Source organism: Microbacterium sp. LS_15, assembly GCF_041954735.1.
In the GTDB taxonomy this organism is placed as follows: Bacteria; Actinomycetota; Actinomycetes; order Actinomycetales; family Microbacteriaceae; genus Microbacterium.
The window spans coordinates 92,756-119,391 of the sequence record NZ_JAVAYD010000003.1; the positions used below are offsets into that span (position 1 = coordinate 92,756).

Sequence of the window (26,636 nt, forward strand, 5' to 3'; positions counted from 1 at the left end):
TCATGGCGAAGATCAAGAAGGGTGACCTGGTTCAGGTCATCACCGGACCCAAGGACGAGCGCGGCAAGCAGGGCAAGGTCCTCGAGATCCTGTCCGAGCGCAACCGCGTCGTCGTCGAGGGCGTGAATTACGTCACCAAGCACACGCGCGTCGGTCAGACGCAGCGTGGCACCAAGACGGGTGGCCTCGAGACTGTCGAGGCTCCCATCCACATCTCGAACGTCGCACTCGTCGACCCCTCGACCAAGAAGCCGACCAAGGTCGGTCACCGTGTCGAGGAGCAGACCAAGGACGGCGTCAAGCGCACCGTCCGCGTGCGCTTCGCGAAGAAGAGCGGTAAGGACCTCTGATGGCAACCGAGACTGCCGTGGAGGCTGGCAAGATCCAGCCCCGCCTGAAGCAGAAGTACAACGCTGAGATCAAGAAGGCGCTGCAGGACGAGTTCGGCTACGCGAACGTCATGCAGATCCCCGGCCTGGTCAAGGTCGTCGTGAACACCGGTGTCGGCGAGGCAGCTCGCGACAGCAAGGTGATCGATGGTGCGGTCGACGACCTCACCAAGATCACCGGCCAGAAGCCGATCGTCACGAAGGCTCGCAAGTCCATCGCGCAGTTCAAGCTGCGCGAGGGTCAGGCCATCGGCGCGCACGTCACCCTCCGCGGTGACCGCGCGTGGGAGTTCGTCGACCGCCTGGTCTCGCTCGCACTGCCCCGCATCCGCGACTTCCGCGGTCTGTCGGCCAAGCAGTTCGACGGCAACGGCAACTACACCTTCGGTCTCCAGGAGCAGAGCGTGTTCCACGAGATCGACCAGGACAAGATCGACCGGGTTCGCGGTTTCGACATCACCGTCGTGACCACCGCGAAGACGGATGACGAGGGCCGCGCCCTGCTGCGCCACCTCGGCTTCCCGTTCCGGTCGGACGACGCCCAGGCGTAACACCTTCGACGGGCTCAGCGGCCAGTGGTCACTGAGCCCGTCGAAGTGCACGTACAATTGAAGATTGCGTGCTCATCGCAGGCCGTCTGTCGTGTAACGGCAGCCGGAACCTCATGAACGAAGGAAAACACCCATGACAATGACAGACCCGGTCGCAGACATGCTGACCCGTCTGCGCAACGCGAACTCGGCGCACCACGACTCCGTGACCCTGCCGTCGAGCAAGCTCAAGACGCACATCGCCGAGATCCTCCAGCAGGAGGGTTACATCGCCGGCTGGGAGACCGCTCCCGCCCGCGTCGGTACCAACCTCACGCTGCAGCTCAAGTACGGTCCCAACCGTGAGCGCTCGATCGCGGGCATCAAGCGCGTGTCGAAGCCCGGTCTCCGCGTGTACGCGAAGTCGACCGAGCTCCCCAAGGTCCTCGGCGGCCTCGGCGTGGCCATCCTGTCCACCTCCTCCGGTCTTCTCACCGACCGTCAGGCTGAGCAGAAGGGCGTGGGCGGAGAAGTTCTCGCCTACGTGTGGTGATCCCAGATGTCGCGTATCGGACGACTTCCCATCGACGTTCCCGCGGGCGTGACCGTTTCGGTCGACGGCCGTGAGGTCGCGGTGAAGGGCCCCAAGGGTGAGCTGACCCTCACGGTGGCCAACCCCATCGAGGTCGCGGTCGAGGAGAACCAGGTTCTCGTCACCCGTCCCGACGACGAGCGCGAGTCGCGGTCGCTCCACGGCCTGACCCGCACTCTCATCAACAACAACATCATCGGCGTGACCCAGGGCTACTCCAAGGGCCTCGAGGTCGTCGGCACCGGTTACCGCGTGGCGCAGAAGGGCAGCTCGGTCGAGTTCGCCCTCGGCTTCTCGCACCCGGTCCTCATCGACCCGCCCGCCGGCATCACGCTCACGGTCGAGGGCACGAACAAGCTCACCGTCAGCGGGATCGACAAGCAGGCTGTCGGCGAGGCAGCTGCCAACATCCGCAAGATCCGCAAGCCCGAGCCGTACAAGGGCAAGGGCGTGCGCTACGCCGGCGAGAACGTGCGTCGCAAGGCCGGAAAGAGTGGTAAGTAACCATGGCTCTCAAGTCAAAGTCTGACGCCCGCGCGCGTCGTCACGCCCGCCTTCGCAAGAAGGTCGTGGGCACCGAGGTGCGTCCGCGCCTCGTCGTCAACCGTTCGGCTCGCCACGTCTTCGTGCAGCTCGTCGACGACAGCAAGGGTCACACCGTTGCGTCGGCTTCGACGCTCGAGACCGACCTGCGCGGGTTCGAGGGTGACAAGACCGCCAAGGCCCGCAAGGTCGGCGAGCTCGTCGCCGAGCGTGCGAAGGCCGCCGGCGTTTCCGAGGCAGTGTTCGACCGTGGCGGCAACCGCTACGCGGGTCGTGTCGCCGCCATCGCCGAGGGCGCTCGTGAAGGAGGCCTGGCACTGTGAGTGACAACAAGGAGAACGAAGTGACCGAAGCGGCTGCTGCCACTTCCGAGACCGCTGCGGGCACCACGCAGTCCGAGCCGTCTCGCGACCAGCGCGACGGTCGCCGTGGCGGCCGTGGTGACCGCAACCAGGGCGGCCGCGACCGCAACTCGCGCGACCGTGGCGACAACCAGTTCCTGGAGCGCGTCGTCACCATCAACCGCGTCTCGAAGGTCGTGAAGGGTGGTCGTCGCTTCAGCTTCACCGCTCTCGTGGTCGTCGGCGACGGCAACGGTCTGGTGGGCGTCGGCTACGGCAAGGCCCGCGAGGTCCCTCTGGCGATCTCGAAGGGTGTCGAAGAGGCCAAGCGCAACTTCTTCCGCGTGCCGCGCGTCGCGAGCACCATCCCGCACCCCGTGCAGGGTGAGGCTGCAGCCGGCGTCGTGCTGCTGCGTCCGGCCGCTGCCGGTACCGGTGTCATCGCGGGTGGTCCCGTGCGCGCCGTGCTCGAGTGCGCCGGTATCCACGACGTGCTGTCGAAGTCGCTCGGCTCGTCGAACACGATCAACATCGTGCACGCGACGGTGGAGGCGCTGAAGCAGCTCGAGGAGCCCCGTGCGGTCGCCGCTCGTCGTGGCCTCGAGTTCGACCAGGTCGCCCCCGCGCGTCTTGTCCGCGCCGAGGCTGATGCCATCGCCGCACAGAAGGTAGGTGCCTGATGGCCGCCCGGCTCAAGGTCACGCAGATCAAGTCCAAGGTGAGTGAGAAGCAGAACCAGCGCGACACGCTGCGTTCGCTCGGTCTCAAGCGGATCGGTGACAGCACCGTCCGTCCCGACGACGCGCAGACGCGCGGCTACGTCAAGACCGTCGCGCACCTCGTGAAGGTTGAGGAGATCGACTAATGGCTGAGAAGAACGAAGCCGTCGAGGCCGAGAAGGCCCCGAAGAAGGCTGCCGCTCCCAAGGCTGCCGCCGAGAAGAAGCCCGCCGCCAAGAAGTCGTCCGCTGCTGCGGCCGACGCCAAGGCCGAGGCTCCTGCGAAGAAGCCCGCCGCCAAGAAGGCCGCGCCGAAGACGGATGCTCCGGCATCGCGTCCCGGCGTCCTGAAGGTGCACCACCTGCGTCCGGTCCCCGGATCCAACACCGCGAAGACCCGTGTCGGTCGCGGTGAGGGCTCCAAGGGCAAGACCGCGGGTCGCGGTACCAAGGGCACCAAGGCTCGCAACACCGTTCGCGTCGGGTTCGAGGGTGGGCAGATGCCTCTGCACATGCGCACCCCGAAGCTGCGCGGTTTCAAGAACCCGTTCCGCGTCGAGTACCAGGTCGTGAACCTGGAGAAGCTCGCGGAGCTCTACCCCCAGGGTGGCGACGTGACCGTGAGCGACCTGGTCGCCAAGGGTGCGGTTCGCAAGAACGAGAAGGTCAAGGTTCTCGGCGGCGGCGACATCGCCGTGAAGCTCACCGTCTCGGTCGACAAGGTCTCGGGTTCTGCCGAGCAGAAGATCGTGGCAGCGGGCGGATCCGTCAAGTAACCACTTCATGAGAGGGGTCGGAGATTCTCCGGCCCCTCTTATGGGTTAGCCTGTTCTTTCAGCCGTCCTTCAGGGATCGGCAACCTTTTCAGGAGGAACGTCCCTTGTTTAGCGCCATCGCGCGGATCTTCCGCACGCCCGACCTGCGTCGGAAGATCGGTTTCACTCTCGCCATCGTCGCGATCTACCGACTCGGCTCCAACGTCCCCGCTCCGTTCGTGAACTTCCCGAACGTCGAGGAGTGCCTCGCTCAGAATTCGGGCACCGAGGGACTGCTGGGTCTGGTCAACCTCTTCTCCGGCGGGGCGCTCCTCCAGCTCTCCATCTTCGCCCTGGGTGTGATGCCGTACATCACGGCGACGATCATCACCCAGCTCCTGCGCGTGGTGATCCCGCACTTCGAGGCCCTGCACAAGGAGGGTCAGGCCGGCCAGTCCAAGCTGACCCAGTACACGCGGTACCTCACGATCGCGCTGGCGCTCCTGCAGTCGACCACGCTCGTGACGGTGGCCCGCAGCGGTCAGCTCTTCGGCACGAGCGACCTGGCCGCGTGCCAGAACCTGCTGACGAACGACGTGTGGTGGGCGCAGCTGCTCATCATCATGGCGATGACCGCCGGCACCGGCCTCATCATGTGGTTCGCCGAGCTCGTCACCGAGCGCGGCATCGGCAACGGCATGTCGCTTCTCATCTTCACCTCCATCGCGGCCACGTTCCCCGGTGCCATGTGGCTGATCTGGGAGAGCCGCGGCTTCGAGGTCTTCCTGCTCGTGCTCCTCGTCGGCATCATCGTGATGGGCCTCGTCGTGTTCGTCGAGCAGTCGCAGCGCCGCATCCCCGTGCAGTACGCCAAGCGCATGGTCGGCCGCCGCACCTTCGGCGGCACGAACACGTACATCCCGATCAAGGTCAACATGGCGGGTGTGATCCCCGTGATCTTCGCCTCGTCGCTGCTGTACATCCCCGCGCTCATCGCGCAGTTCAACACCCCGCAGGACGGCTCCGAGCCGGCCGCGTGGGTCACCTGGATCAGCACGTACTTCACCACGGGCAACCACCCGATCTACATGGCGGCGTACTTCCTGCTGATCATCGGGTTCACCTACTTCTACGTCGCGATCACGTTCAACCCGGTCGAGGTCGCCGACAACATGAAGAAGTACGGCGGCTTCATCCCCGGCATCCGTGCCGGTCGTCCGACCGCCGAGTACCTCGACTACGTGCTCACGCGCATCACGCTGCCCGGCTCGATCTACCTCGGTCTGATCGCGCTCATCCCGCTCATCGCCCTCGCCACCGTCGGCGCCAACCAGAACTTCCCGTTCGGCGGCGCCTCGATCCTCATCATCGTCGGTGTGGGTCTCGAGACGGTCAAGCAGATCGATGCGCAGCTGCAGCAGCGTCACTACGAAGGGCTCCTCCGATGACAGCATCCGCTCGTCTCCTCATCGTCGGCCCGCAGGGCTCGGGCAAGGGCACGCAGGGGGTCCGCATCGCGGAGTCCTACGGCATCCCCGTGGTCTCGACGGGAGACATGTTCCGCGCGAACATCAAGGAGGGCACGCCCCTCGGCCAGCAGGTCACCGAGATCCTCGACAAGGGCGACCTCGTCCCCGACGAGCTCACGAGTGAGATCGTGCGCGATCGCCTGTCGCAGGACGACGCGGCGAACGGGTTCCTGCTCGACGGCTACCCGCGCAACACCGCGCAGGTGGCGCACCTCGAGGAGTTCCTCGGCGAGCGGGGCGAGTCGCTGGACGCCGTCATCCTGCTGGACGTGCCTCGTGACGAGAGCATCTCCCGCCTGAAGCTCCGTGCAGCGGAGCAGGGACGCTCCGACGACACGGATGCCGCAGTCGCGCACCGACTCGACATCTACGAGCACGAGACGGCTCCGATCCTCGAGGTGTATGGGGAGCGTGGCATCGTCGACCGGATCGACGGCGTCGGCTCGCTCGACGAGATCACCGAGCGCGTGTTCGCGGCGCTGGCCGCGCGCGGCCTCCGCCTCGCCGCCTGATCGCCTCCCGATGTTCCGCCGGTCGATCTACAAGACCCCCGCTCAGCTGCGCTCGATGGTGGAGCCTGGCCTCATCACGGCGGCGGCGCTGGACGCCGTACGCCCGCTGATCCGTCCGGGGGTGACGACGCTCGAGCTGGATGCCGAGGCGAACCGCGTGATCCTCGAACGCGGTGCCGAGTCGAACTTCCAGCTCGTGCGCGGCTACCGTCACACGACCTGCATCTCGGTGAACGAGGAGGTCGTGCACGGCATCCCCGGCGAACGAGTGCTCGAAGCCGGCGACATCGTCTCGATCGACTGCGGCGCGCAGTACCAGGGGTGGAACGGCGACAGCGCGATCACGGTCGTGGTGCCCGGCGCTGAGAGGCCCGAACTCGTCGCCCGGCGCGAGGAGCTCTCTCGCGTGACCGAGGGATCGATGTGGGCGGGTATCGCGGCCATGGCCACGGCGACTCACCTCGGCGACCTCGGTGCGGCGATCCAGGGGTACATCGAGGCGCAGGGCGTCTCGTCCGTCTCCGGTCGCACCTACGGCATCCTGCGGGAGTACGTCGGTCACGGGATCGGTCGCAAGATGCACGAGGCCCCGAGCGTGTTCAACTACCGGACACCAGACCCCGGAGCGGAGGTCAAACCAGGACTCGTGCTCGCGATCGAGCCCATGGTGACCGCCGGGGGAGAGGAGACCTTCGTCGAGGAGGACGACTGGACCGTCTCCACGGCCGACGGCTCCGATGGCTCGCACTGGGAGCACAGCGTCGCGCTGCATGCGGACGGCATCTGGGTGCTCACTGCCCCGGACGGGGGAGCGGCCGGGCTGGCGCCCTTCGGTGTGACCCCCGCCCCGATCGCGTAACGAGGTCGTATCGGCCGCTGCCGTCACAACCGGCGCATAGGTTTCTGCGGGCAGAATAGAGCTGTATGGGTGCGCATGCATCCGCAGACTTCAAGCCGGGTCCGCCGTGGGTGGACCTCGACAGAAACGGAAACCCATGGCAGCCGCGAAGAGCAGCAACACCAACTGGTTCGTGATCGGCGTCTCGGCGGCCGTGGTGGTCGTGCTGGCCGTCCTCGCGTTCGTCGTCGTCCTCCTCAACAACCAGGCGACCGATCCCGGTGCGGCTCCGAAGAGCAATGACACGTTCAACTCCGAGACGGGTTCGATCGGCTTCGGCGACGGCGAGGATACCGTCGCGGTCTTCGTCGACTTCCAGTGCCCCGTCTGCAAGAGCTTCGAGGAGCAGTACGGAGCCGACCTCGAGGCAGCGGCTGCCGACGGGCGCATCACGCTCGAGTACCACCCGATCGCGATTCTCGACCGCTACTCGCAGGGCACGGAGTACTCGTCCCGCTCGGCCGGCGCTGCGGTCTGTGTCGCCGAGTCGAACCCCGACCTCTACCTCGACTACGCGAAGACGCTGTTCGACAACCAGCCCGCCGAGAACACCGCAGGTCTGACGACCGATCAGCTTGCCGACTTCGCGACGCAGGTCGGCGCAGACGACGCGGTCGCGTGCATCACCGACGAGACGTACCGCAAGTTCGGTGCGGCGCAGGCCAAGAAGAACGAGATCAGCGGCACGCCGACCGTCGAGGTCAACGGCACGCGCCTCAACCTTCAGGACCAGGCGGACTTCAAGAAGTTCACCGATCTGCTCGGCTGATCGGCTCGACCTCCGATACGGGAGTTCCGGCATCCTGCTCAGGTTGCCGGAACTCCCTTCGTCGTCTAACATAGATCTTTGGTGCCTTGTGCCTTGATTCGGCGTGTCCGAGTCGGCGAGACGCCGCAATCCCACTCACAACGCAGATCGACCGGTCTGCAGAAGCGCAAGCGAGGCTATGGCTAAGAAAGACGGTGTCATCGAGATCGAGGGCGTGATCTCCGAGGCTCTGCCCAACGCGATGTTCCGCGTCGAGCTCACCAACGGACACAAGGTCCTGGCGACGATCTCCGGAAAGATGCGGCAGAACTACATCCGCATCATCCCCGAGGACCGTGTGGTCGTGGAGCTCAGCCCCTACGACCTGACCCGAGGCCGCATCGTCTACCGCTACCGCTGATCGGTCGAGAAGTAACACCCCAGGCATCCGTGCCTGCCCGGTGAAGACAGCGAACAGGAATCATCATGAAGGTCAACCCCAGCGTCAAGCCCATCTGCGATCACTGCAAGGTGATCCGCCGTCACGGCCGCGTCATGGTGATCTGCAAGAGCAACCCGCGCCACAAGCAGCGCCAGGGCTGATCGACCGGATCTGACTCACAACTCAATACAGGTCGCGCGATGGTCGAGGCGTCTCGTCTCGCTCCGCTCGCGCAACGACCGAAAGAAACTGGCAGGATCAGATCCCACTCCGGTGGGGGACACCTCGGGGCGGAGGCCCGAGCACCGATCCTGCTCCACACCTCCACCACACTCAGGAGAACCGCATGGCACGTCTTGCCGGCGTTGACATCCCGCGCGACAAGCGCGTGGTGATCGCCCTTACCTACATCTACGGCGTCGGCCGTACCCGCTCGGTCGAGATCCTCAAGGCGACCGAGATCGACGAGAGCATCCGCGTGAAGGACCTCAGCGACGACCAGCTCGTCGCCCTCCGCGACTACATCGAAGGCAACTACAAGGTGGAGGGTGACCTGCGCCGCGAGGTCGCCGCAGACATCCGCCGCAAGGTCGAGATCGGCTCCTACGAGGGCATCCGCCACCGTCGTGGCCTCCCGGTCCGTGGTCAGCGCACCAAGACCAACGCCCGTACCCGCAAGGGCCCGAAGCGCACCGTCGCAGGCAAGAAGAAGGCCCGCTAAGCGCGGCCCCAGGGACTAGGAGAACACTTTCATGGCTGCACCCAAGGCCGCCGCGCGCAAGCCGCGCCGCAAGGAGAAGAAGAACATCGCGCTGGGCCAGGCCCACATCAAGTCGACGTTCAACAACACCATCGTTTCGATCACCGACCCGTCCGGCGCCGTCATCGCCTGGGCATCGTCGGGTGGCGTGGGCTTCAAGGGCTCGCGCAAGTCGACCCCGTACGCCGCCGGTATGGCTGCCGAGTCCGCCGCCCGTCAGGCTGCGGAGCACGGCGTCAAGAAGGTCGACGTCCTCGTGAAGGGTCCGGGCTCCGGCCGCGAGACCGCGATCCGCTCGCTCCAGGCCGCAGGCCTCGAGGTCGGCTCGATCTCGGACGTCACCCCGCAGGCGCACAACGGCTGCCGCCCGCCGAAGCGTCGCCGCGTCTGACCCGGCTCGTTGAGCCGCTCGCCCGTCAAGGGTGAGCGGCTCGACGCCCGTCAGCGGGCATCGACTTCCACAACTCAAGACCTCACCCACCACATGTCATATAGCGGGCATGTGATCGAAAGGAACACAGAGTGCTTATTGCACAGCGTCCCACACTCACCGAGGAAAAGATCGTCGAGAACCGGAGCCGGTTCATCATCGAGCCTCTGGAGCCCGGCTTCGGATACACGATCGGCAACGCGCTCCGTCGCAGCCTGCTGTCGTCGATCCCCGGCGCTGCCGTCACGAGCGTTCGCATCGACGGCGTGCTGCACGAGTTCAGCACCATCCCCGGCGTGAAGGAGGATGTCACCGAGATCATCCTCAACATCAAGCAGCTCGTCGTCTCGAGCGAGCGCGACGAGCCCATCACGGCGTACCTGCGCAAGACCGGTGCCGGTGAAGTGACCGCCGCCGACATCTCGGCTCCGGCCGGTGTCGAGGTGCACAACCCCGAGCTCGTCATCGCCACGCTCAACGACACGGCCAAGTTCGAGCTGGAGCTCACCATCGAGCGCGGCCGCGGCTACGTCTCGGCGACCCAGAACCGCAACGAGTACGCCGAGGCCGGTCAGATCCCGATCGACTCGATCTACTCGCCGGTCCTCAAGGTCAGCTACCGCGTCGACGCGACCCGTGCCGGGGAGCGCACCGACTTCGACAAGCTCGTCCTGGACGTCGAGACGAAGAACTCGATCAGCCCGCGCGACGCCGTCGCCTCGGCTGCCAAGACGCTCACCGAGCTGTTCGGCCTCGCCCGCGAGCTGAACGTCGAGGCAGAGGGCATCGAGATCGGCCCGGCGCCGGTGGAGGCAGTGAACTCCAGCGAGCTGTCGATGCCGATCGAGGACCTCGACCTCTCCGTGCGCTCGTACAACTGCCTGAAGCGCGAAGGCATCAACACCGTTTCGGAGCTCGTCGCCCTCTCGGAGACGCAGCTCATGAACATCCGCAATTTCGGCCAGAAGTCGGTCGACGAGGTGCGCGACAAGCTCATCTCGCTCGGTCTGTCGCTCAAGGATTCGGTGCCCGGTTTCGACGGCGCCCACTTCTACGGCGGCAGCGAAGACGAGTCCTTCTGATACCCGACCCTTCCTGACCAGGAGTTAGACGATTATGCCCAAGCCCACCAAGGGTCCCCGCCTCGGAGGCGGCCCCGCCCACGAGCGCCTGCTGCTTGCCAACCTCGCGGCGGCTCTCTACACCCACAAGTCCATCAAGACGACCGAGACCAAGGCCAAGCGCCTGCGTCCGCTCGCCGAGCGTCTGATCACCTTCGCCAAGCGCGGAGACCTGCACGCCCGTCGTCGCGTTCTCTCGGTCATCGGTGACAAGGACGTCGTGCACACGCTGTTCGCCGAGATCGCTCCGCTCGTCGCGGACCGCGAGGGCGGCTACACGCGCATCACCAAGGTCGGCAACCGCAAGGGCGACAACGCTCCCATGGCCGTGATCGAGCTCGTCCTCGAGCCCGTCACGCCGAAGGCGAAGTCGACCAAGAAGGCTGCTCCGGCCGCCGCTGCGCCTGCCGCCGAGGAGAAGCCCGCCGAGGAGGCTCCCGCCGAGGAGACCACCGAGGACGAGACCGCTGCCGACGCCGGCGCCGAGTCGCAGGCCGAGGGCGAGGCCGCTGAGGCGGCCGCCGAGGACGCTGTCGAGAACAAGTCCGAGTAAGCCTCTCGCACACCACGAAGCCCGCCGCCCCGCTCAGGGACGGCGGGCTTCGTCGTATGCCGCAGCAGGTTCTGCGGCCATCGGTGACTTCTGCGGCCACGACGTCGCGTCGTGGCCGCAGAACATGACCGAGGCCGCAGAAGCGGGTCAGGGGCGGGCGCGAAGGTCCTTGCGCAGGATCTTGCCCGACGCCGACTTCGGGACCGCGTCGATGAACTCCACCTGACGCACCTTCTCGTGCGGCGCCACATGGGCTGCGACGTGAGCGATCACCGCATCCGCGTCGAGGTCGGCGCCCTGCTGGCGGACGACGAAAGCCTTCGGCACCTCCTGGCCCTCGTCGTCCGGAGCGCCGATCACGGCGGCGTCGGCGATGGACGGATGCTCCAGCAGCACCGCCTCGAGCACGGCCGGAGCCACCTGGTAGCCCTTGTACTTGATGAGCTCCTTGAGCCGGTCGACGATGCGGAACACGCCGTCGGCCGTGACCGTGGCGACGTCGCCGGTGTGCAGCCAGCCGTCGGCATCCAGCATCTCATCCGTCGCGTCGGGGCGGTTGAGGTAGCCCGCCATGACCTGGGGGCCGCGGATGAGGATCTCGCCCGGCTCGCTCGCGCCCGACGGGGGAACCTGTACGTCGCTGCCGTCCTCGGCGAGCAGACGTGCTTCGGTGTTCGCGAGCAGCAGTCCGACCGACGAGCGATCGATCTCCGGGCGGTCGTAGGGGATCGCGTGGGTCACCGGACTCGTCTCGGTCATGCCGTATCCCTGGCACACCACGCAGTCGAGACGGGTGGCGACGGCCGTGGCCAGTGCGCCGTCGAGGGGGGCAGCGCCCGAGAAGATCACCTTCACCGACGACAGGTCGTAGTCGTCGACGAGCGGGTGCTTCGCGAGGGCGACCGCGATCGGCGGGGCGATGAACACCCAGCTCGTCCGATGCTCCTGGACGACCCGGAGGAACTCCGTGAGATCGAACTTCGGCATCGTGACGAGCGCTGCCCGCTGCCGGAGCGCGAAATTGAGGAGCACGGTCATGCCGTAGATGTGAAAGAACGGCAGCACCGCGAGCACGCGGTCGTCGTCGGCGAGCGAGATCGTCGAGCGGCACTGACTGACGTTCGCGACGAGGTTGCGGTGCGTGAGCATGACGCCCTTCGGACGCCCCGTCGTGCCGGACGAGTAGGGCAGCACGGCGAGATGCGTGGCCGGATCGAACGACACCTCGGGCGCTCCTCGCCCCTCTCCGAGAAGCGAAGGGAGTGACGGATGCCCGTCGGCGCCGTCGAGCACGATGACGTGATCGGCGTCGAGGCCGACGCGCTCGGCGGCCTCCCGCGCCCCGGCGAGCAGAGGGGAGACGGTGACGAGCCAGGTGGCTCCGGCATCCGTCAGCTGGTTGGCGATCTCCTCGGCCGTGTAGAGGGAGTTGATCGTCGTCGCGGTCGCGCCGGCACGCAGGATGCCGTGGAACACCGTGGCGAACGCGGGAACGTTCGGGCACAGCAGGCCGACGACGGTTCCGACCTCGACCCCGCGATGGGCGAGCGCCCCCGCGAACAGATCGATCTGTGCGAGGAGCTGTCGGTAGGTCGTGGTCGCCCCGCTCATCCCGTCGACGAGCGCGACGGCGTCGAGTCGGTCCTCGTCGAGGTCGCCGAACAGGAACTCGTGAATGGACGTCGCGGGGATCTCGACGTCGGGATAGGAACTGCGCACCATGAGATCTCCTTCGATCCGGGTCGGACGGCGTCGTCCGGTGCGATCCAGTGTCGCATGAAAGGGCACTCGGTCCCAGGGTGATCTCGACGTGGATGCCGCGAGAGTAGGCTGTTGCGGTGAGTGATGCGCAGACTCTGAACCGAGGGCCCCGCGCCGTCGTCTCCTTCATCGGCATCGGCCTGACCGCCGGCCTCCTCTCCGGGCTCTTCGGCGTCGGCGGCGGCACCGTCATCGTCCCGCTGCTCGTGCTGTTCCTGCACTTCAACCAGAGGCTCGGCGCCGGCACATCGCTCGCGGCGATCGTGCCGACCGCCACGGTCGGCGTCGTGTCCTATGCCGTGCACGGCTCTGTGGCGTGGATCCCCGCGCTCATCCTCGCCGCGGGCTCCGTCGTCGGCGCGCAGATCGGCACCAGGCTGCTGCCCCGCATCTCGCAGACGACCCTGCGATGGTTCTTCGTGGGCTTCCTGGTAGTCGTGATCGTGAGCCTCTTCCTTGTGATCCCCTCCCGCGACGCCGTCTTCGAGCTGACGGTCCTCAGCGGGATAGCGCTCGTCGTGGTGGGCGTCGCGACCGGTATCCTCTCCGGGCTCATCGGCGTCGGCGGTGGGATCGTCGTCGTCCCCGTCCTCATGCTCGCGTTCGGCACGAGCGACCTCGTGGCCAAGGGCACCTCGATGCTCATGATGATCCCCACCGCGATCTCCGGCACCATCGGAAACCTTCGGAACCACAACGTCGACATCGTCGCGGCAGCCGTCGTCGGCGTCTCGGCGTGCACCACGACGGCGCTCGGCGCCTGGCTGGCGACGATCATCGATCCGGGTGCCGCGAACATGCTGTTCGCGGCATACCTCGTGGTGATCGCCGTGCAGATGGCGATGAAGGCGATCAAGGGCCGCCGCAAGAAGGACTGAGCCCCCGCTTTCCTCCGGTCCTCGCGGTCGTCGTCCCGATGGCGAGAAAGTAGGATCGAGGGGTGGCAGTGAACCAAGAACTGATCGGTCGGGAGTTCCCGCCGACCTCCCCCTACCTCGTCGGCCGTGAGAAGGTGCGCGAGTTCGCGCGCGCGGTGTTCGCCGATGCTCCGCAGCACACCGATGTCGATGCCGCGCGCGCCGCAGGCTTCTCCGACGTGGTCGCGCCGCCGACGTTCGCCATGGTCATCCAGGATCTAACTCTGCAGCAGCTCCTGAGCGAGCCGGACTCCGGCATCGAGCTGGCGCGCACGATCCACGCCGAGCAGCGCTTCGCGTACACGCGGCCGATCGTCGCGGGCGACGAGCTCACCGCGCAGCTGCGGGTCACCGGCATCCGCATGATGGGCGGCAACGCCATGATCACCAGCGAGGCCGCGATCGCGGATGCCGAGGGCGAGCACGTCGTGACCGCCACGAGCGTCCTGCTCGTCGGTGCGGAAGAGGGAGCGCAGTGATGCCGTACGCCGTCGGAGACGTGATCGCGGAGCGCACCGTCCACCTCACGCGCGAATCCCTCGTGCGCTACGCCGGCGCCTCCGGCGACTTCAATCCCATCCACTACCGTGACGACATCGCGGCGTCGGTCGGGCTGCCCGGTGTGCTGGCGCACGGCATGCTCACGATGGGCATCGCCTCGTCGGTCGTCGTCGCCGCGCTCGAGCCGACTGCCCGCGTGCTCGACTACGGCGTCCGCTTCACGAAGCCGGTCGTCGTCGACCCCGAGTCCGGAGCCGACCTGCACGTGCTCGCGACCGTCGGGGCCGTGGACGAGAACGCCACCCGGATCGATCTCACCGTGACGTTCGGCGGGACGACCGTGCTGGTCAAGGCGCAGCTGCGCATCGCGGCGTGATGGGCGAGTCCGCCGTTCGCGAGGTCGAGCCGATACGGCTCTCGACGCTGACGACCCTGCGCACCGGCGGTGCGCCGGAGAGGATGCTGGAAGCCGCCACCCGCGAGGAGCTCGTCGCCGCGCTCACCGAGGTGTGGTCGCGCGGCGATGACCTGCTCGTGCTCGGCGGCGGCTCGAACCTCTTCATCGGGGACCAGGCGTTCGAGGGCACCGTCATCCGCGTCCTGACGCGCGGCATCGAGGAGCTGCCCTCGCCGCACCCCGGACGGATCCGCCTGCGCGTCGAGGCAGGACACGGCTGGGACGATCTCGTGGCCTTCGCGGTCGAGCATGGGTACGCCGGCCTCGAGGCGATGAGCGGCATCCCCGGCACCGTCGGCGCCGCTCCGGTGCAGAACATCGGAGCCTACGGCCAGGAGATCCAGGAGACGCTCGTCGAGGTCGACCTGATCGACCAGATCACCGGTCACGTCTCGACCGTTCCGGCGGCGGAGCTCGGCCTCGGCTTCCGCACCTCGGTGTTCAAGCATCACTACGGCAGCGAGCCCCAGCGCCGCGCCGTGATCCTCTCCGTCACCGTCGACCTGCTCGTCGCCGGGGAGCGGATCGTGCGCGGCGAGCAGCTGCGTCGCGCGCTCGGGCTGAGCTCCGATGAGCCGGTGCCGCTCGCGTGGGTGCGCGAGCGCATCCTCGCCACGCGGGCCTCGAAGGGGATGCTGTGGGATGCGGACGACCCCGACACGCACGGCGTCGGTTCGTTCTTCCAGAACGCGATCGTGCCCGAGGCCGTCGCCCGCTCGCTTCCTCCCGAGTGCCCTCGCTGGCCGGTGACGCCCGATCTCGACGCGGTGACGGTGATCCCGCTGCACGCGTACGAGGGCCTCGTCCCCGCCACGAAGACCGAGGCGCCGGACGTCAAGGTCAGCGCGGCGTGGCTCATCGAGCAGGCCGGGATCCGCAAAGGGTTCCACCTCCCGCGCTCCCGCGCCTCCGTGTCGACGAAGCACGCGCTCGCACTCACCAACCGCGGTGGGGCGACTGCTGCCGAGGTGTCGGAGCTCGCGCGCTTCATCCAGAGCCGGGTGCACTCCGAGTTCGGGCTCGTCCTGCAGCCCGAGCCGGTGCTCGTGGGCGTCGAGCTGTAGGCGACGTCGTCCGATCGTCGTACACTCGCGGCATGAGCGGACTGATCCCGTACCTGCTGTTCCCCGGTAACGCCGCGGAGGCGCTCGACCTGTATCGATCCGTCTTCGGGGGCGAACTGCAGACCATGAGCTACGCGGATGCCGGACGGCACGACGGTCCCGGCGATGCGATCGCCCACGGCCAGCTCTCGGGTCCCGTCGCGCTCGCAGGAGCCGATGCCGGCGCCGACGACGACGCCGTGCAGATGAGCGGCATGTTCCTGTCGTTGCTCGGCACCGCCGACGCCACGACGCTCACCAGCTGGTTCGATCAGCTCTCGGCGGGCGGCCGCGTGATCGACGCGCTGCAGAAGAGACCGTGGGGCGACTACGACGGCACACTCGTCGACCGTTACGGCATCCGCTGGCTGATCGGCTTCCAGGAGGAGTGAGCGCGGCGGCGCGTGTCGTCTCGTCGCTGCGCTCCTTGCTCATCGACCCGAGGAGCGAGACGGATCGCGCTCAGGAGGCGAAAAGCCGCTGCAGGCGCTGAACGCCCTCGAGAAGCTGATCGTCGCCCAGCGCGTACGACATGCGGATGTAGCCGGAGGGGCCGAACGCCTCGCCGGGAACCACGGCGACCTCGGCCTGCTCGAGGATGAGGTCCGCGAGCTCCAGCGACGTCGTCGGCGTGACACCGCCCCACGTGCGACCCAGGAGACCCTGCACGTCGGGGTAGACGTAGAACGCACCGAGGGGGTTCGGCACCACGAGGCCGTCGATCTTCGACAGCTCCGACACGATCAGCCGGCGGCGACGGTCGAAGGCCTCGCGCATCTGCTCGGCCTCGGTCTGCGGTCCGTTCAGCGCCGCGATGGCCGCCTTCTGGGCGACGTTGTTCACGTTGCTCGACAGGTGCGACTGCAGGTTGCCGGCGATCTTGATGGCGTCGGCGGGTCCGACCATCCAGCCCACGCGCCATCCGGTCATGGCGTAGGTCTTCGCGACGCCGTTGACGAGGATCGTCTGGTTCGCGACCTCGGGGACGGCTGCGACGATCGAGGTGGCCGTCGCGCCCTCGTACGTGAGGTTCTGGTAGATCTCGTCCGAGACCACCCAGATGCCGTGCTCGACAGCCCACTCGCCGATGGCCTTGGTCTCGTCAGACGTGTACACCGAGCCGGTCGGGTTCGAGGGCGAGACGAACACGAGCACGGTCGTGCGCTCGGTGCGCGCGGCCTCGAGCTGCTCGACGGTCACCTTGTAGTCCTGGTCGGCGCCCGCGAAGACCTCGACGGGGATGCCGTCGGCGAGACGGATCGCCTCGGGGTACGTGGTCCAGTACGGAGCGGGCAGCAGCACCTCGTCGCCGGGGTTCACGACGGCCTGGAAGGCCTGGTACACCGACTGCTTGCCGCCGTTGGTGACGATGACCTGGCTGGGCGAGACCTCGAGGCCCGAGTCGCGCAGCGTCTTCGCGGCGATCGCCTCGCGCAGCGCGGGCAGGCCGGGAGCCGGCGTGTACCGGTAGCTGGCCGGGTCTGCCAGGGCTTCGGCCGCGGCATCCACGATGAACTGCGGCGTGGCGAAGTCCGGCTCGCCGGCGGCGTACGAGATGACGTCCTTGCCCTCGGCCTTGAGGGCCTTGGCCTTGGCGTCGACCTTGAGGGTCGCCGACTCTGCGATGGCGGACAGCTTGCGGGAGAGGGGTGCGCGTTCGGTCACGTTACGAGCGTACCCGGCCGCATCGGCGCGGCGGAGGGGAGGAGGTCGACAAGAATCCGGGTTCTTTCGCGTCGGTCCGGCTCAGGCGGTGACGAAGCCGTGGGCCTGGGCGACGGCATCCAGAGTGATGCGTCCGCCCTGCACGTTCAGCCCCTTCGCGAGTGCGGGGTCGTCGGCGGCCGCCCGCTCCCAGCCCTTGCCGGCGATCGCCGAGACGTAGGGGAGGGTGGCGTTGGTGAGCGATCGCGTTGCGGTCTCCGGGACGGCACCGGGCATGTTCGCGACGCAGTAGTAGATCGAGTCGTGCACGGCGAACGTCGGGTCGTCGTGCGTCGTGGGCCGCGAGCCCTCGAAGCATCCGCCCTGGTCGATCGCGATGTCGACGAGCACCGACCCCGGCTTCATGGCCGCGACCATCTCATCGGTGACGAGTTTCGGCGCTGCAGCCCCGGGGATCAGGACGGATCCGATCACGAGGTCGGCGGTCGTCAGCGCCTCGGCGATGTCGTAGCGGCTCGACGCCCGGGTCTCGAGGGCGCCGCCGTAGCGGTGCTCGAGTTCGCGCAGACGCGGCAGGGAGATGTCGATCACGGTCACCTGCGACCCCAGCCCGAGGGCGTTCGCCGCAGCGTGCTCGCCCGCGACGCCGCCGCCGATCACGACGGTCTTCGCGCGCGGGGCTCCCGCGATGCCGCCCATCAGCACGCCGCGGCCGCCGGCCGAGCGCATGAGCGAGTAGGAGCCCATCGTGACCGAGAGGCGCCCGGCGATCTCGCTCATCGGGATGAGGAGAGGCAGGCTGCGGTCGGGCAGCTGCACGGTCTCGTACGCGACGGCCGTCGTGCCGGCATCCACGAGCGCCGAGGTCAGGGCCCGGTCGGCCGCGAGGTGCAGGTAGGTGAAGAGCGTGAGGTCGTCGCGGAGGAAGCCGTACTCCTGCGCGATCGGCTCCTTGACCTTGATGAGGAGCTCCGCCTCGCCCCAGGTCTCCTCGGCGGTGTCGACGATCTCGGCGCCCGCGGCGCGGTAGGCGTCGTCGGAGATACCGGAGCCGACGCCCGCGCCCGACTGCACGAGAACGCGATGGCCCTCGTGCACGAGACGGTCGGCACCCGCGGGGGTGAGCGCGGTGCGGTTCTCGTTGTTCTTGACCTCGGTGGGAACGCCGATCCTCATCGATCCTCCTGGTGACGGTGCGTGCGTCAAGAATCGCAGAAACGTCGCGGGAGCGACAGAATCCCTGAAGAAGCTTCGGGAATGCGCTGAATCCTGCATAATCGTTCGCATGGAGATGCCCTCGCCCCGCCCCGAGCCGAACACTCTTCGGGCGCCGGCGCTCGACGAGACCGACCGCCGGATCGTCCAGCTGCTCAGCACGGACGGTCGCATGACCAACGCCGAGCTCGCCGGTCATCTCGGAGTCGCTCCGTCGACGGCGCACACCAGACTCCGTGCGCTCGTCGACAGGGGCGTGATCTCCGGCTTCCACGCCAGCGTCGATGAACGGATGCTGGGCGCCGGCCTTCAAGCGGTGATCGGCGTCACGCTTCGTCCGAGCGGTCGACGGGAGAGCATCGTCGAGTTCGCCGACCGCGTGCGCGTGCTGCCGCAGGTGATCCAGGTGTTCTTCCTCGGCGGAGACGACGACTTCCTGCTGCACATCGCCGTGGCCGACTCGTCGGAGATGCGGGAGTTCGTGCTCGAGCACCTGTCGGCGCAGTCGAGCGTCGCGTCGACCCGCACGAGCATCGTCTTCGACTACCACCGCAACTCCGTGGCGGCGTCGTTCCGCTGACCCGTCGGAGCAGAGCGGGCTGCGTCCTGCTCAGGCCCCGTAGGACGCGGGGAGCGCGCAGTAGTCCGCGAAGCGACGCGAGGGATTCGCCGGATCCGTCAGGTCGACGAGAGCCGAGGCCACCGAGTGCGGGGGCTCGTCGTCCGCGAGCTGCCAGAGCGTGAAGTTCCACAGGCCGCGTGAGTTCTCGCTCAGCAGGGCGGCGGGTCCCGAGACGATGAGCGCGGTGCCGTCGGCGGCGCCCGCGCGGAACGGGGCGATCACGTCGGCGCGCAGCGCCTCGTCGTCACCGTCGGCGCTGTGCGCGCGTTCGACGGTCTGCCCCGCGTCGGTCAGCGCCGCGGCGAGGTCGTCGGCCGCGCGGCGCGAGCGCTCGGCATCCGCTCCGGCGACGGCGAGCAGACGCTTCCCGCGCGGGTAGAGGTGCAGGAACTCCGAGGCGATTCCGTTCCAGACGTCGGTCATGCACTCAGGCTACGCCCGCTCGAACGGGCGCGGGCCGGAACGCGGGACGGGCCGGATGCCGTGCGGCACCCGGCCCGTCCGGAATCGGGGTCAGGCGTCGTCGACGAGGAAGCGCGAGTAGGCGCCGACCGTGAGGAACGCCGGGAACTCCGGCTGCAGCGCGACCTCGCGGAACACGTCAGCCGCGTCGTCGAAGCGGTCGCCGGCCGACCTGGTCGCCCGCGCGAGGACGTCGCCGATCAACCCCTCGACGTACTCCGCCGTGATCGGCGTGCCGTCGTCGGTCGTGCGGTCCTGATGGATCCACTGCCACACCTGCGAGCGGCTGATCTCTGCGGTCGCGGCATCCTCCATGAGGTTGTCGATGGCGACGGCGCCGAGTCCGCGCAGCCAGGCCTCCAGGTAGCGGATCGCCACCGAGACGTTGTCGCGCACGCCCTGCGCGGTGATCGGGCGGCCGATGTGCAGGTCGAGCAGATCGGCCGCCGACACGGAGACCTCGGGCCGCTGACGGTCGACCTGGTTCGGGCGGTCGCCGAGCACGGCGTCGAACTCGGCCTGCGCGGTCGGGATCAGGTCGGGGTGGGCGACCCATGTGCCGTCGAAGCCGTCACCGGCCTCACGCTTCTTGTCGGCGGACACCTTCTCGATCGCCCGAGCGGTGACCTCGGGGTCGCGCCGGTTCGGGATGAACGCGCTCATGCCGCCGATCGCATACGCTCCCCGCTTGTGGCAGGTCTGCACGAGCAGCTCGGTGTAGGCCCGCATGAACGGCACCGTCATCGTCACCTCGCTGCGGTCGGGGAGCACGAAGCGGGCGCCGCGGCCGCGGTAGTTCTTGATGATCGAGAAGATGTAATCCCAGCGTCCTGCGTTGAGCCCGGCGCAGTGGTCGCGCAGCTCGTACAGGATCTCGTCCATCTCGAACGCGGCGGGCAGGGTCTCGATCAGCACGGTCGCGCGGATCGTGCCGTGGGGGATGCCGATGTACTCCTCGCTGAACGAGAAGACGTCGTCCCACAGCTTCGCCTCCTCGCTCGACTCGATCTTCGCCAGGTAGAAGTACGGTCCGCGGCCGTTCGCGATGAGCTCCTGCGCGTTGTGCAGGAAGTACAGCCCGAAGTCGACGAGGGAACCGGATGCCGACGTGCGGCGCCCTGCACGGTCGACGAAGGCGATGTGCTTCTCGGGCAGGTGCCAGCCGCGCGGACGCATCACGATCGTGGGGGTGCGCTCCGCCGCGACGCGGTACTCCTTGCCCTCGGGGGACGTGAAGGAGAGGTCATCGCGGATCGCGTCGCGGAGCGACAGCTGCCCCTCGATCACGTTCTTCCAGGTGGGGCTGGTCGCATCCTCCTGATCGGCGAGCCACACGCGGGCGCCCGAGTTCAGCGCGTTGATCGTCATCTTCGGGTCGGTGGGTCCGGTGATCTCGACCCGGCGGTCCTCGAGGCCGGGGCCGGCGCCGGCGACCCGCCACGAGTCGTCCTCGCGGATGTGCCGTGTGTCGTCGCGGAACCGCGGGTCGTGTCCGTTGCCGATCTCGAAGCGCCGCCGCATCCGGTCGGCGAGGCGGTCGTGCCGACGCGAGGCGAAGCGGTGGTGCAGCTCGGTGAGGAACGCGATCGCCTCGGGCGTGAGGATCTCGTCGTACCTCGGGCGCATCGGTCCGGTGATCGTGATCGCCGGACCCTGCTGGGTCGTCTGGATGGGAGCGGTGGTCGGGGGAGCGGTGGGAGTGGTCATGATCGGTGTCCTTTGAGAGTCAGTGGAACTGTGCGGTCTCGGTGGAGCCGGCGAGGGCGAGCGTCGCGCTGTCGGGGTTGAGCGCGGTCGAGATGACGTCGAAGTAGCCGGTGCCCGCCTCGCGCTGGTGCTTGGTGGCGGTGTAGCCGTCGGCCTCGGCGGCGAACTCGGCCTCCTGCAGCTCGACGTACGCGCTCATGGCGCGCTCGGCGTAGCCGCGGGCGAGGTCGAACATGGAGTGGTTCAGGGCGTGGAAGCCGGCCAGGGTGATGAACTGGAACTTGTAGCCCAGGTCGGCGAGCTCGCGCTGGAACGTCGCGATCTCGGCATCCGAGAGGTGGCGCTTCCAGTTGAAGCTCGGCGAGCAGTTGTACGCGAGCATCTTGCCGGGGAACTCCTCGTGGATCGCCGCGGCGAACTCCCGCGCCAGCTCGATGTCGGGCTCACCCGTCTCGACCCAGAGCAGGTCGGCGTGCGGCGCGAACGCGAGGCCGCGGCTGACGACCGACTCGATGCCGGGGCGGATGCGGTGGAACCCCTCGGCCGTGCGCTCGCCGGTGAGGAACCGCTGGTCGCGCTCGTCGACGTCGCTGGTCAGCAGGTCGGCGGCGAGAGCATCCGTCCGCGCGATGATGACGGTGGGGACGCCTGCGACGTCGGCAGCCAGACGGGCCGCGTTCAGCGTGCGGATGTGCTGCTGGGTCGGCACGAGGACCTTGCCGCCCAGATGCCCGCACTTCTTCTCGCTCGCGAGCTGGTCCTCCCAGTGGATGGCCGCCGCCCCCGCCTGGATCAGCGACTGCGCGAGCTCGTAGGCATTGAGCGGACCGCCGAACCCGGCCTCGGCATCGGCGACGATCGGCGCCAGCCAGTCCTGGGTGATGTTCCCTTCGGCGTGCTCGAGCTGGTCCTGGCGCAGCAGTGCGTTGTTGATGCGGCGCACGACGGCCGGCACCGAGTTCGCGGGGTACAGCGACTGGTCGGGGTAGGTCTGGCCGGCGAGGTTGCCGTCGGCCGCGACCTGCCAGCCCGAGAGGTAGATGGCCTTGAGCCCGGCGCGCACCTGTTGTACGGCCTGGCCGCCCGTGTAGGCGCCGAGTGCTCGTACGTACTCCTCCGTGTGCAGCAGGTTCCAGAGGTTCTCCGCACCTCGGTGGGCGAGGGTGGCGTCCTCCCGGACGGAGCCGCGGATGCGGATGACGTCGTCTGCCGTGTACGTGCGCTCGACGCCGTCCCAGCGGGGGTCGGTGTCCCAGATCTCCTGCAGCTCGGCGGCCGTCTGGACCTGGTCGCCAGCCCGCAGACCGGCGGGGCGTGGGGTGCGGTTCTCAGCGGTGTTCGACATGGTGTCTCCTTCATCGGATCCCGGCGGCGGTGCCGGGTGGCGTATGACAACCATCCGTGAAGATCGGCAGCTCGACTGGTCATCCGCGGCGTGAAGATCGCGCAAAATTCTGTTTCTGTGACAGAATCGCGGCCATGGACCCTCTCAGCGACGAGAACGAGACCGACGCCCTCACGATCGGTCGGCGCATCAGGCAGCTGCGCACCGCGCGCGGGATGACGCTCGACGACCTCGCCTCGGCCGTGGATCGTGCACCGAGCCAGCTGTCGATGATCGAGACGGGGAAGCGGGAGCCCAAGCTCACCCTGCTGCAGGCCATCGCCCGGGCGCTCGGCGTGACGATCGACGCACTGCTCGAGGGGGAGCCGCTCGACGAACGGAGCGCCGTCGAGATCGCGCTCGAACGGGCGATGAAGGGCCAGACGTTCCAGGCGCTCGGCATCGAGCCGTTCCGCATCGCGAAGAGCGTGCCGACCGAGGCCCTCAGGGCGCTGCTCGCGCTGCACGGCGAGATCGACCGGTTGCGCGACGAGCGCGCGGCCACGCCGGAGGAGGCGCGGCGCGCGAACGTCGAGCTGCGTCACCTCATGCGGCGTCAGGACAACCACTTCGCCGATCTGGAGGCCAAGGCGTCGGAGATCCTCGCCGCCGTGCGGCACCCCGGAGGCCCGCTCACGCAGCGGACCGCCTCGGAGATCGCCGCATACCTCGGCTTCACGCTGCACTACGCGCCCGACCTGCCGCAGACCACGCGCAGTGTGGCCGACCTCGCCAACGGCCGCCTCTACCTCTCGAGCGCGGTGCCCGCCAAGGGCGACGCCCGCACCGCCGTGCTGCAGGCGCTGTCGAGCCGCATCCTCGGGCACGCCGAGCCGCGCAGCTACGCCGAGTTCCTGCGTCAGCGGGTCGAGACGAACTACCTCACGGGGGCGCTGCTGATCCCCGAGGCCCACGTCGTTCCGGCGCTCCAGGAGGCGAAGGCGCGACGGTCCATCTCGATCGAGGACCTGCGCGACGCCTACTCCGTGTCGTACGAGACCGCCGCGCACCGCTTCACCAATCTCGCGACGCGGCACCTCGGCATCCCCGTGCACTTCCTCAAAGTGCACGAGTCGGGCACGATCACCAAGGCCTACGAGAACGACGACGTGAATTTCCCGACCGACCGTCTCGGCGCGATCGAGGGGCAGATGTGCTGTCGGCGCTGGACGAGCCGCGTGGTGTTCGAGGAGGACGACCGATTCAACCCGTACTACCAGTACACCGACACAGGGAACGGGACGTACTGGTGCACCGCCCGCGTCGAGGCGTCGAGCGAGGGACTCCACTCGGTGAGCGTGGGCGTGCGCTTCGACGACACGAAGTGGTTCGTGGGGCGCGACACCCCGCACCGCGGCGTCTCGAAGCACTCGATCGAGGTGTGCTGCCGTCGCGCGCCCGCCGAGCTCGAGGAGCGGTGGCGCGAGCACTCCTGGCCCAATGTGAAGACGCCGCGCACGCTGCTCGCGACCCTGCCCACCGGGTCGTTCCCCGGCGTCGACACGACCGACGTGTACGAGTTCCTCGAGGCCCACGCGCCGCGCTGAGCGGTTCGCCGCGGCATCCGCTCTCGCGCGTCGCCCGGCGCGCGGTGTGTCTGGGGTGGGGCAGGGCGGAGAGCGGCGGGAGGGGTTGAGCGAACACCGAACACGTGTTAGGTTTTCGCGAGTCGGAGCGCTGCGATCGGCGGCGCCGTTCTCGATGAGGAGACACGATGAAGCGATGGATGAGCGCCGCGGCGGCGACCGGACTGGTCGTCGCGGGACTCGCGGTGGCCGGCCCCGCAGCAGCGGGCGGTCCCGGCGGTGGGCACGGCGGCGGGCATGGAGGAGGGCCGGGCGGAGGCAAGCCCGGTACCGAAGAGCTGAACCGCTGGGCGGTCGACACCTGGCGATCGCTGGACGCGATGACCGACGAGCAGACGGGTCTGCCGTCGGACAACATCACCGGCGATCTGCAGACGCCGGGCGCGTACACCTCGCCGACGAACATCGGCGGATACCTGTGGTCCACGGTCACGGCCCGTGACCTCGGCGTCATCGGCGACGACGAGGCCCACGAGCGCCTCGCCACGACTCTCGACACCCTCGCGGGCCTCGAGCGGAACGACGCAAGCGGCATGTTCTACAACTGGTACTCGCCCACCACGGGGGAGAAGCTCACGACCTGGCCCGACTCCGGCGACCCGGTGTACCCGTTCCTCAGCACGGTCGACAACGGATGGCTCGCCGCATCCCTCCGCATCGTCCGCGAGGCCGAGCCCGATCTCGCGGAGCAGGCGGACGCGCTGTACGACTCCATGGACTTCGCGTCGTTCTTCGACCCGGCCGGTGCCGCAGGCCTCCCCGCCGGCACGAACCGCGGCGGATTCTGGGACGCGGCTCCGCCGGACTGCAGCGTCGAGGCGCCCATGTACAACGGCTCGGGCGAGACCGCGTTCTACACGTGCCACCACTACGACACGACCGTGAGCGAGAGCCGCATCGCGACGTACCTCGGCATCGCGAACGGGCAGATCCCCGCCACCGCGCTGTACGGCACGCACCGCACCATGCCTCCCGGCTGCGACTGGGCCTGGCAGGAGCAGCTGCCGCAGGGCGAATACCGCACGTACGACGGCGTCGAGGTGTGGGAGGGCACCTACCAGTACGGCGGAATGTCGTTCGTCCCGAGCTGGGGCGGCAGCATGTTCGAGTCCCTGATGCCCGACCTGCTCGTGCCCGAGACGAAGTGGGGCCCGAAGTCGTGGAAGCTCAACCACCCGATCACGGTCGCGGTGCAGAAGCAGCACGGTCTCGACGAAGCGGGCTACGGCTACTGGGGGTTCTCGCCGGCGAGCGACCCCTTCGGCGGGTACGCGGAGTACGGCGTCGACATCGCCGGAATGCGCTCGGACGGATACACCTCGGATGCCGAGAAGACCGACGTCGACGTCGACCGTCCCGGATGCTCGACGGGCACCGACCCCGATCCGGAGTTCGGTGACGGGGTCGTGACCCCGCACGCGGCCTTCCTCGCCCTGCCCTACGACCGTGAGGGCGCCCTGCGCAACCTCGAGGGCATCGAGCAGGACCTCGGAGCCTACGGTCCCGGCGGCTTCTACGACGCGGTCGCCGTGCACAGCGGCACCATCGCCGAGCGCTACCTGTCACTCGACCAGTCGATGATCATGGCGGCGATCGGCAACGAGCTCACGAAAGATACACTCAAGGACTACTTCGTGGACCGGGAGATGGAGCAGCGCCTGCGGCCCGCGATGACACAGCAGGTATTCGGCTCGTCGTGGGGAGCGGGACACGGCCACGGCGGCTGACCCCCCTCGCGTCGGAGGACGGGAGCGGGCAGTGAGCACGGATCAGCAGCCGGTCGCGGAACGCGGTCGCCGCGGCCCCTACGCGGCCGGCCAGGCCCGCCGGCAGGCGATCGTCGACGAAGCGCTCGCGGTGTTCTCCCGCACGGGATTCCACGGCGGATCCCTGCGGGAGATCGCGAAGCGGGTCGGCGTCACGCCGGCGGGCCTGCTGCACCACTTCGCCGACAAGGAGGAGCTGTTCGCGGAGGTGCTGCACCAGCGCGACGAGAAGGTGCGTGCTGCCGCGGGCGACCCGGCCGAGCACACGCTGCTCGAACAGGCGACGCGCGTCGTCGCCTACAACCAGACCTCGCGCGGCCTCACCTCGCTGTACGCGATCGTGTCGGCCGAGGCGACGGACCCGGATCATCCGTCACACGCCGACTTCGCCGCGCGCTACCGCGACCGGGCCGCCGAGGCCGAGGAGATCCTCCGCCGGGGTCAGGATGCCGGCGAGGTGCGCGCGGACATCGACCCGGCCCAGGCGGCGAGGCTGATCAGCGCCGTGATGGACGGCATCCAGCTGCAGTGGCTGCTCGACGACTCCGTCGACATGGTGCCCCTGTTCGAGGAATTCGTGGGGCGGTACCTGCATCCGGCGCCCGACGCGGTCGGCTGACCGATCCACG

At 68.3% G+C, this 26,636-nt stretch carries 33 protein-coding genes; 27 read left to right on the forward strand and 6 right to left on the reverse strand.

Translation table 11 applies throughout. The features are described 5' to 3' along the window. Positions 1-2 precede the first annotated feature (2 nt). The 18 genes from rplX to rplQ all read left to right on the forward strand — a co-directional run bounded on the left by rplX (position 3) and on the right by rplQ (position 10,861). Entirely contained in the window at positions 3-350 is a 348-nt protein-coding gene (rplX, locus tag RAC69_RS06255) for a 50S ribosomal protein L24 (RefSeq protein ID WP_050722503.1), read from the forward strand. Continuing rightward, positions 350-940, forward strand: coding sequence for a 50S ribosomal protein L5 (gene rplE / locus RAC69_RS06260; protein WP_096715096.1), 591 nt, complete (start codon positions 350-352; stop codon positions 938-940). The genes rplX and rplE overlap by 1 nt, the downstream gene beginning before the upstream one ends. A gap of 133 nt (positions 941-1,073) precedes the next feature. Further along, entirely contained in the window at positions 1,074-1,472 is a 399-nt protein-coding gene (gene rpsH, locus RAC69_RS06265; RefSeq protein WP_096715097.1) for a 30S ribosomal protein S8, read from the forward strand. A gap of 6 nt (positions 1,473-1,478) precedes the next feature. Beyond that, a complete protein-coding gene (rplF, locus tag RAC69_RS06270; RefSeq protein WP_341933625.1) occupies positions 1,479-2,015 on the forward strand; it encodes a 50S ribosomal protein L6 in 537 nt (178 codons plus the stop codon). Positions 2,016-2,017: 2 nt separating this feature from the next. Beyond that, positions 2,018-2,377, forward strand: coding sequence for a 50S ribosomal protein L18 (gene rplR / locus RAC69_RS06275; RefSeq protein ID WP_096715099.1), 360 nt, complete (start codon positions 2,018-2,020; stop codon positions 2,375-2,377). Further along, a complete protein-coding gene (rpsE, locus tag RAC69_RS06280) occupies positions 2,374-3,075 on the forward strand; it encodes a 30S ribosomal protein S5 (protein WP_096715100.1) in 702 nt (233 codons plus the stop codon). The genes rplR and rpsE overlap by 4 nt, the downstream gene beginning before the upstream one ends. Next, entirely contained in the window at positions 3,075-3,260 is a 186-nt protein-coding gene (rpmD, locus tag RAC69_RS06285) for a 50S ribosomal protein L30 (protein WP_067121122.1), read from the forward strand. The genes rpsE and rpmD overlap by 1 nt, the downstream gene beginning before the upstream one ends. Beyond that, a complete protein-coding gene (gene rplO / locus RAC69_RS06290; RefSeq protein WP_341933626.1) occupies positions 3,260-3,889 on the forward strand; it encodes a 50S ribosomal protein L15 in 630 nt (209 codons plus the stop codon). The genes rpmD and rplO overlap by 1 nt, the downstream gene beginning before the upstream one ends. A 104-nt stretch (positions 3,890-3,993) precedes the next feature. Continuing rightward, a complete protein-coding gene (secY, locus tag RAC69_RS06295; RefSeq protein ID WP_375085919.1) occupies positions 3,994-5,316 on the forward strand; it encodes a preprotein translocase subunit SecY in 1,323 nt (440 codons plus the stop codon). Then, entirely contained in the window at positions 5,313-5,909 is a 597-nt protein-coding gene (locus tag RAC69_RS06300) for an adenylate kinase (RefSeq protein ID WP_375085921.1), read from the forward strand. Before secY ends, RAC69_RS06300 begins: the two co-directional genes overlap by 4 nt. Positions 5,910-5,919: 10 nt before the next feature. Next, positions 5,920-6,768 (forward strand): type I methionyl aminopeptidase, encoded by an 849-nt coding sequence (gene map, locus RAC69_RS06305; protein WP_375085923.1) that lies wholly within the window; start codon positions 5,920-5,922, stop codon positions 6,766-6,768. A 136-nt stretch (positions 6,769-6,904) separates the two neighbouring features. Next, on the forward strand, positions 6,905-7,576 hold the full coding sequence (locus RAC69_RS06310; RefSeq protein ID WP_375085925.1) for a DsbA family protein: 672 nt from the start codon (positions 6,905-6,907) through the stop codon (positions 7,574-7,576). Between the two features lie 178 nt (positions 7,577-7,754). Continuing rightward, a complete protein-coding gene (gene infA / locus RAC69_RS06315) occupies positions 7,755-7,976 on the forward strand; it encodes a translation initiation factor IF-1 (protein WP_028496510.1) in 222 nt (73 codons plus the stop codon). A gap of 65 nt (positions 7,977-8,041) precedes the next feature. Continuing rightward, positions 8,042-8,158: a 50S ribosomal protein L36 gene (rpmJ, locus tag RAC69_RS06320; protein ID WP_005050492.1), complete on the forward strand. Its 117-nt coding sequence runs from the start codon at positions 8,042-8,044 to the stop codon at positions 8,156-8,158. Between the two features lie 185 nt (positions 8,159-8,343). Then, positions 8,344-8,718, forward strand: coding sequence for a 30S ribosomal protein S13 (rpsM, locus tag RAC69_RS06325; protein WP_050722514.1), 375 nt, complete (start codon positions 8,344-8,346; stop codon positions 8,716-8,718). 31 nt (positions 8,719-8,749) lie between these two features. Then, positions 8,750-9,148, forward strand: a complete 399-nt coding sequence (gene rpsK / locus RAC69_RS06330) for a 30S ribosomal protein S11 (protein WP_050722515.1) — start codon at positions 8,750-8,752, stop codon at positions 9,146-9,148. Positions 9,149-9,279: 131 nt separating this feature from the next. Next, entirely contained in the window at positions 9,280-10,269 is a 990-nt protein-coding gene (locus tag RAC69_RS06335) for a DNA-directed RNA polymerase subunit alpha (RefSeq protein WP_144874247.1), read from the forward strand. A 34-nt stretch (positions 10,270-10,303) separates the two neighbouring features. After that, positions 10,304-10,861: a 50S ribosomal protein L17 gene (gene rplQ, locus RAC69_RS06340; RefSeq protein ID WP_375085927.1), complete on the forward strand. Its 558-nt coding sequence runs from the start codon at positions 10,304-10,306 to the stop codon at positions 10,859-10,861. A 147-nt stretch (positions 10,862-11,008) separates the two neighbouring features. Here the strand turns inward: rplQ and RAC69_RS06345 are convergent, their stop codons facing one another. Beyond that, entirely contained in the window at positions 11,009-12,583 is a 1,575-nt protein-coding gene (locus RAC69_RS06345; protein ID WP_375085929.1) for an AMP-binding protein, read from the reverse strand. A gap of 116 nt (positions 12,584-12,699) precedes the next feature. Between RAC69_RS06345 and RAC69_RS06350 the strand changes: the two genes are divergently transcribed. The 5 genes from RAC69_RS06350 (at position 12,700) to RAC69_RS06370 (ending at position 15,992) form a co-directional block, all read left to right on the forward strand. Further along, positions 12,700-13,500, forward strand: coding sequence for a sulfite exporter TauE/SafE family protein (locus RAC69_RS06350; protein WP_375085930.1), 801 nt, complete (start codon positions 12,700-12,702; stop codon positions 13,498-13,500). Between the two features lie 62 nt (positions 13,501-13,562). Further along, a complete protein-coding gene (locus RAC69_RS06355) occupies positions 13,563-14,018 on the forward strand; it encodes a MaoC family dehydratase N-terminal domain-containing protein (RefSeq protein ID WP_375085932.1) in 456 nt (151 codons plus the stop codon). Further along, positions 14,018-14,416 (forward strand): MaoC/PaaZ C-terminal domain-containing protein, encoded by a 399-nt coding sequence (locus tag RAC69_RS06360; protein WP_375085933.1) that lies wholly within the window; start codon positions 14,018-14,020, stop codon positions 14,414-14,416. The genes RAC69_RS06355 and RAC69_RS06360 overlap by 1 nt, the downstream gene beginning before the upstream one ends. Further along, positions 14,416-15,561, forward strand: coding sequence for a UDP-N-acetylmuramate dehydrogenase (locus RAC69_RS06365; RefSeq protein ID WP_375085934.1), 1,146 nt, complete (start codon positions 14,416-14,418; stop codon positions 15,559-15,561). Before RAC69_RS06360 ends, RAC69_RS06365 begins: the two co-directional genes overlap by 1 nt. A gap of 32 nt (positions 15,562-15,593) precedes the next feature. Continuing rightward, positions 15,594-15,992 (forward strand): VOC family protein, encoded by a 399-nt coding sequence (locus RAC69_RS06370; RefSeq protein ID WP_375085935.1) that lies wholly within the window; start codon positions 15,594-15,596, stop codon positions 15,990-15,992. A gap of 70 nt (positions 15,993-16,062) precedes the next feature. Here the strand turns inward: RAC69_RS06370 and RAC69_RS06375 are convergent, their stop codons facing one another. Both RAC69_RS06375 and ald read right to left on the reverse strand, forming a co-directional pair. Continuing rightward, the gene (locus tag RAC69_RS06375; RefSeq protein ID WP_375085937.1) at positions 16,063-17,265 is read right to left on the reverse strand and encodes a pyridoxal phosphate-dependent aminotransferase; all 1,203 of its coding nucleotides are present in this window, start codon (positions 17,263-17,265) and stop codon (positions 16,063-16,065) included. Between the two features lie 81 nt (positions 17,266-17,346). Then, positions 17,347-18,441 (reverse strand): alanine dehydrogenase, encoded by a 1,095-nt coding sequence (ald, locus tag RAC69_RS06380; protein WP_375085938.1) that lies wholly within the window; start codon positions 18,439-18,441, stop codon positions 17,347-17,349. Positions 18,442-18,556: 115 nt separating this feature from the next. Here ald and RAC69_RS06385 point away from each other — a divergent pair, with 115 nt between their 5' ends. Then, entirely contained in the window at positions 18,557-19,060 is a 504-nt protein-coding gene (locus RAC69_RS06385; RefSeq protein ID WP_341936199.1) for an Lrp/AsnC family transcriptional regulator, read from the forward strand. A gap of 30 nt (positions 19,061-19,090) precedes the next feature. Here the strand turns inward: RAC69_RS06385 and RAC69_RS06390 are convergent, their stop codons facing one another. From RAC69_RS06390 to aceA, 3 genes are all read right to left on the reverse strand, one after another. Beyond that, on the reverse strand, positions 19,091-19,525 hold the full coding sequence (locus tag RAC69_RS06390; protein ID WP_341933640.1) for a hypothetical protein: 435 nt from the start codon (positions 19,523-19,525) through the stop codon (positions 19,091-19,093). A 90-nt stretch (positions 19,526-19,615) separates the two neighbouring features. Next, positions 19,616-21,271, reverse strand: coding sequence for a malate synthase A (gene aceB, locus RAC69_RS06395; protein ID WP_375085940.1), 1,656 nt, complete (start codon positions 21,269-21,271; stop codon positions 19,616-19,618). Positions 21,272-21,290: 19 nt separating this feature from the next. Then, positions 21,291-22,616 (reverse strand): isocitrate lyase, encoded by a 1,326-nt coding sequence (aceA, locus tag RAC69_RS06400; RefSeq protein ID WP_375085942.1) that lies wholly within the window; start codon positions 22,614-22,616, stop codon positions 21,291-21,293. A gap of 134 nt (positions 22,617-22,750) precedes the next feature. On the opposite strand from aceA, the gene RAC69_RS06405 reads away from it, so the two are divergent. The 3 genes from RAC69_RS06405 to RAC69_RS06415 all read left to right on the forward strand — a co-directional run bounded on the left by RAC69_RS06405 (position 22,751) and on the right by RAC69_RS06415 (position 26,626). Then, positions 22,751-24,202 carry a helix-turn-helix domain-containing protein gene (locus RAC69_RS06405; RefSeq protein ID WP_375085944.1) on the forward strand — a complete coding sequence of 484 codons (1,452 nt, stop codon included), beginning with the start codon at positions 22,751-22,753 and terminating at the stop codon, positions 24,200-24,202. A 167-nt stretch (positions 24,203-24,369) separates the two neighbouring features. Further along, positions 24,370-25,968 (forward strand): glucoamylase family protein, encoded by a 1,599-nt coding sequence (locus RAC69_RS06410; protein WP_375085946.1) that lies wholly within the window; start codon positions 24,370-24,372, stop codon positions 25,966-25,968. 31 nt (positions 25,969-25,999) lie between these two features. Then, positions 26,000-26,626, forward strand: a complete 627-nt coding sequence (locus tag RAC69_RS06415; protein ID WP_375085947.1) for a TetR/AcrR family transcriptional regulator — start codon at positions 26,000-26,002, stop codon at positions 26,624-26,626. Positions 26,627-26,636 lie beyond the last annotated feature (10 nt).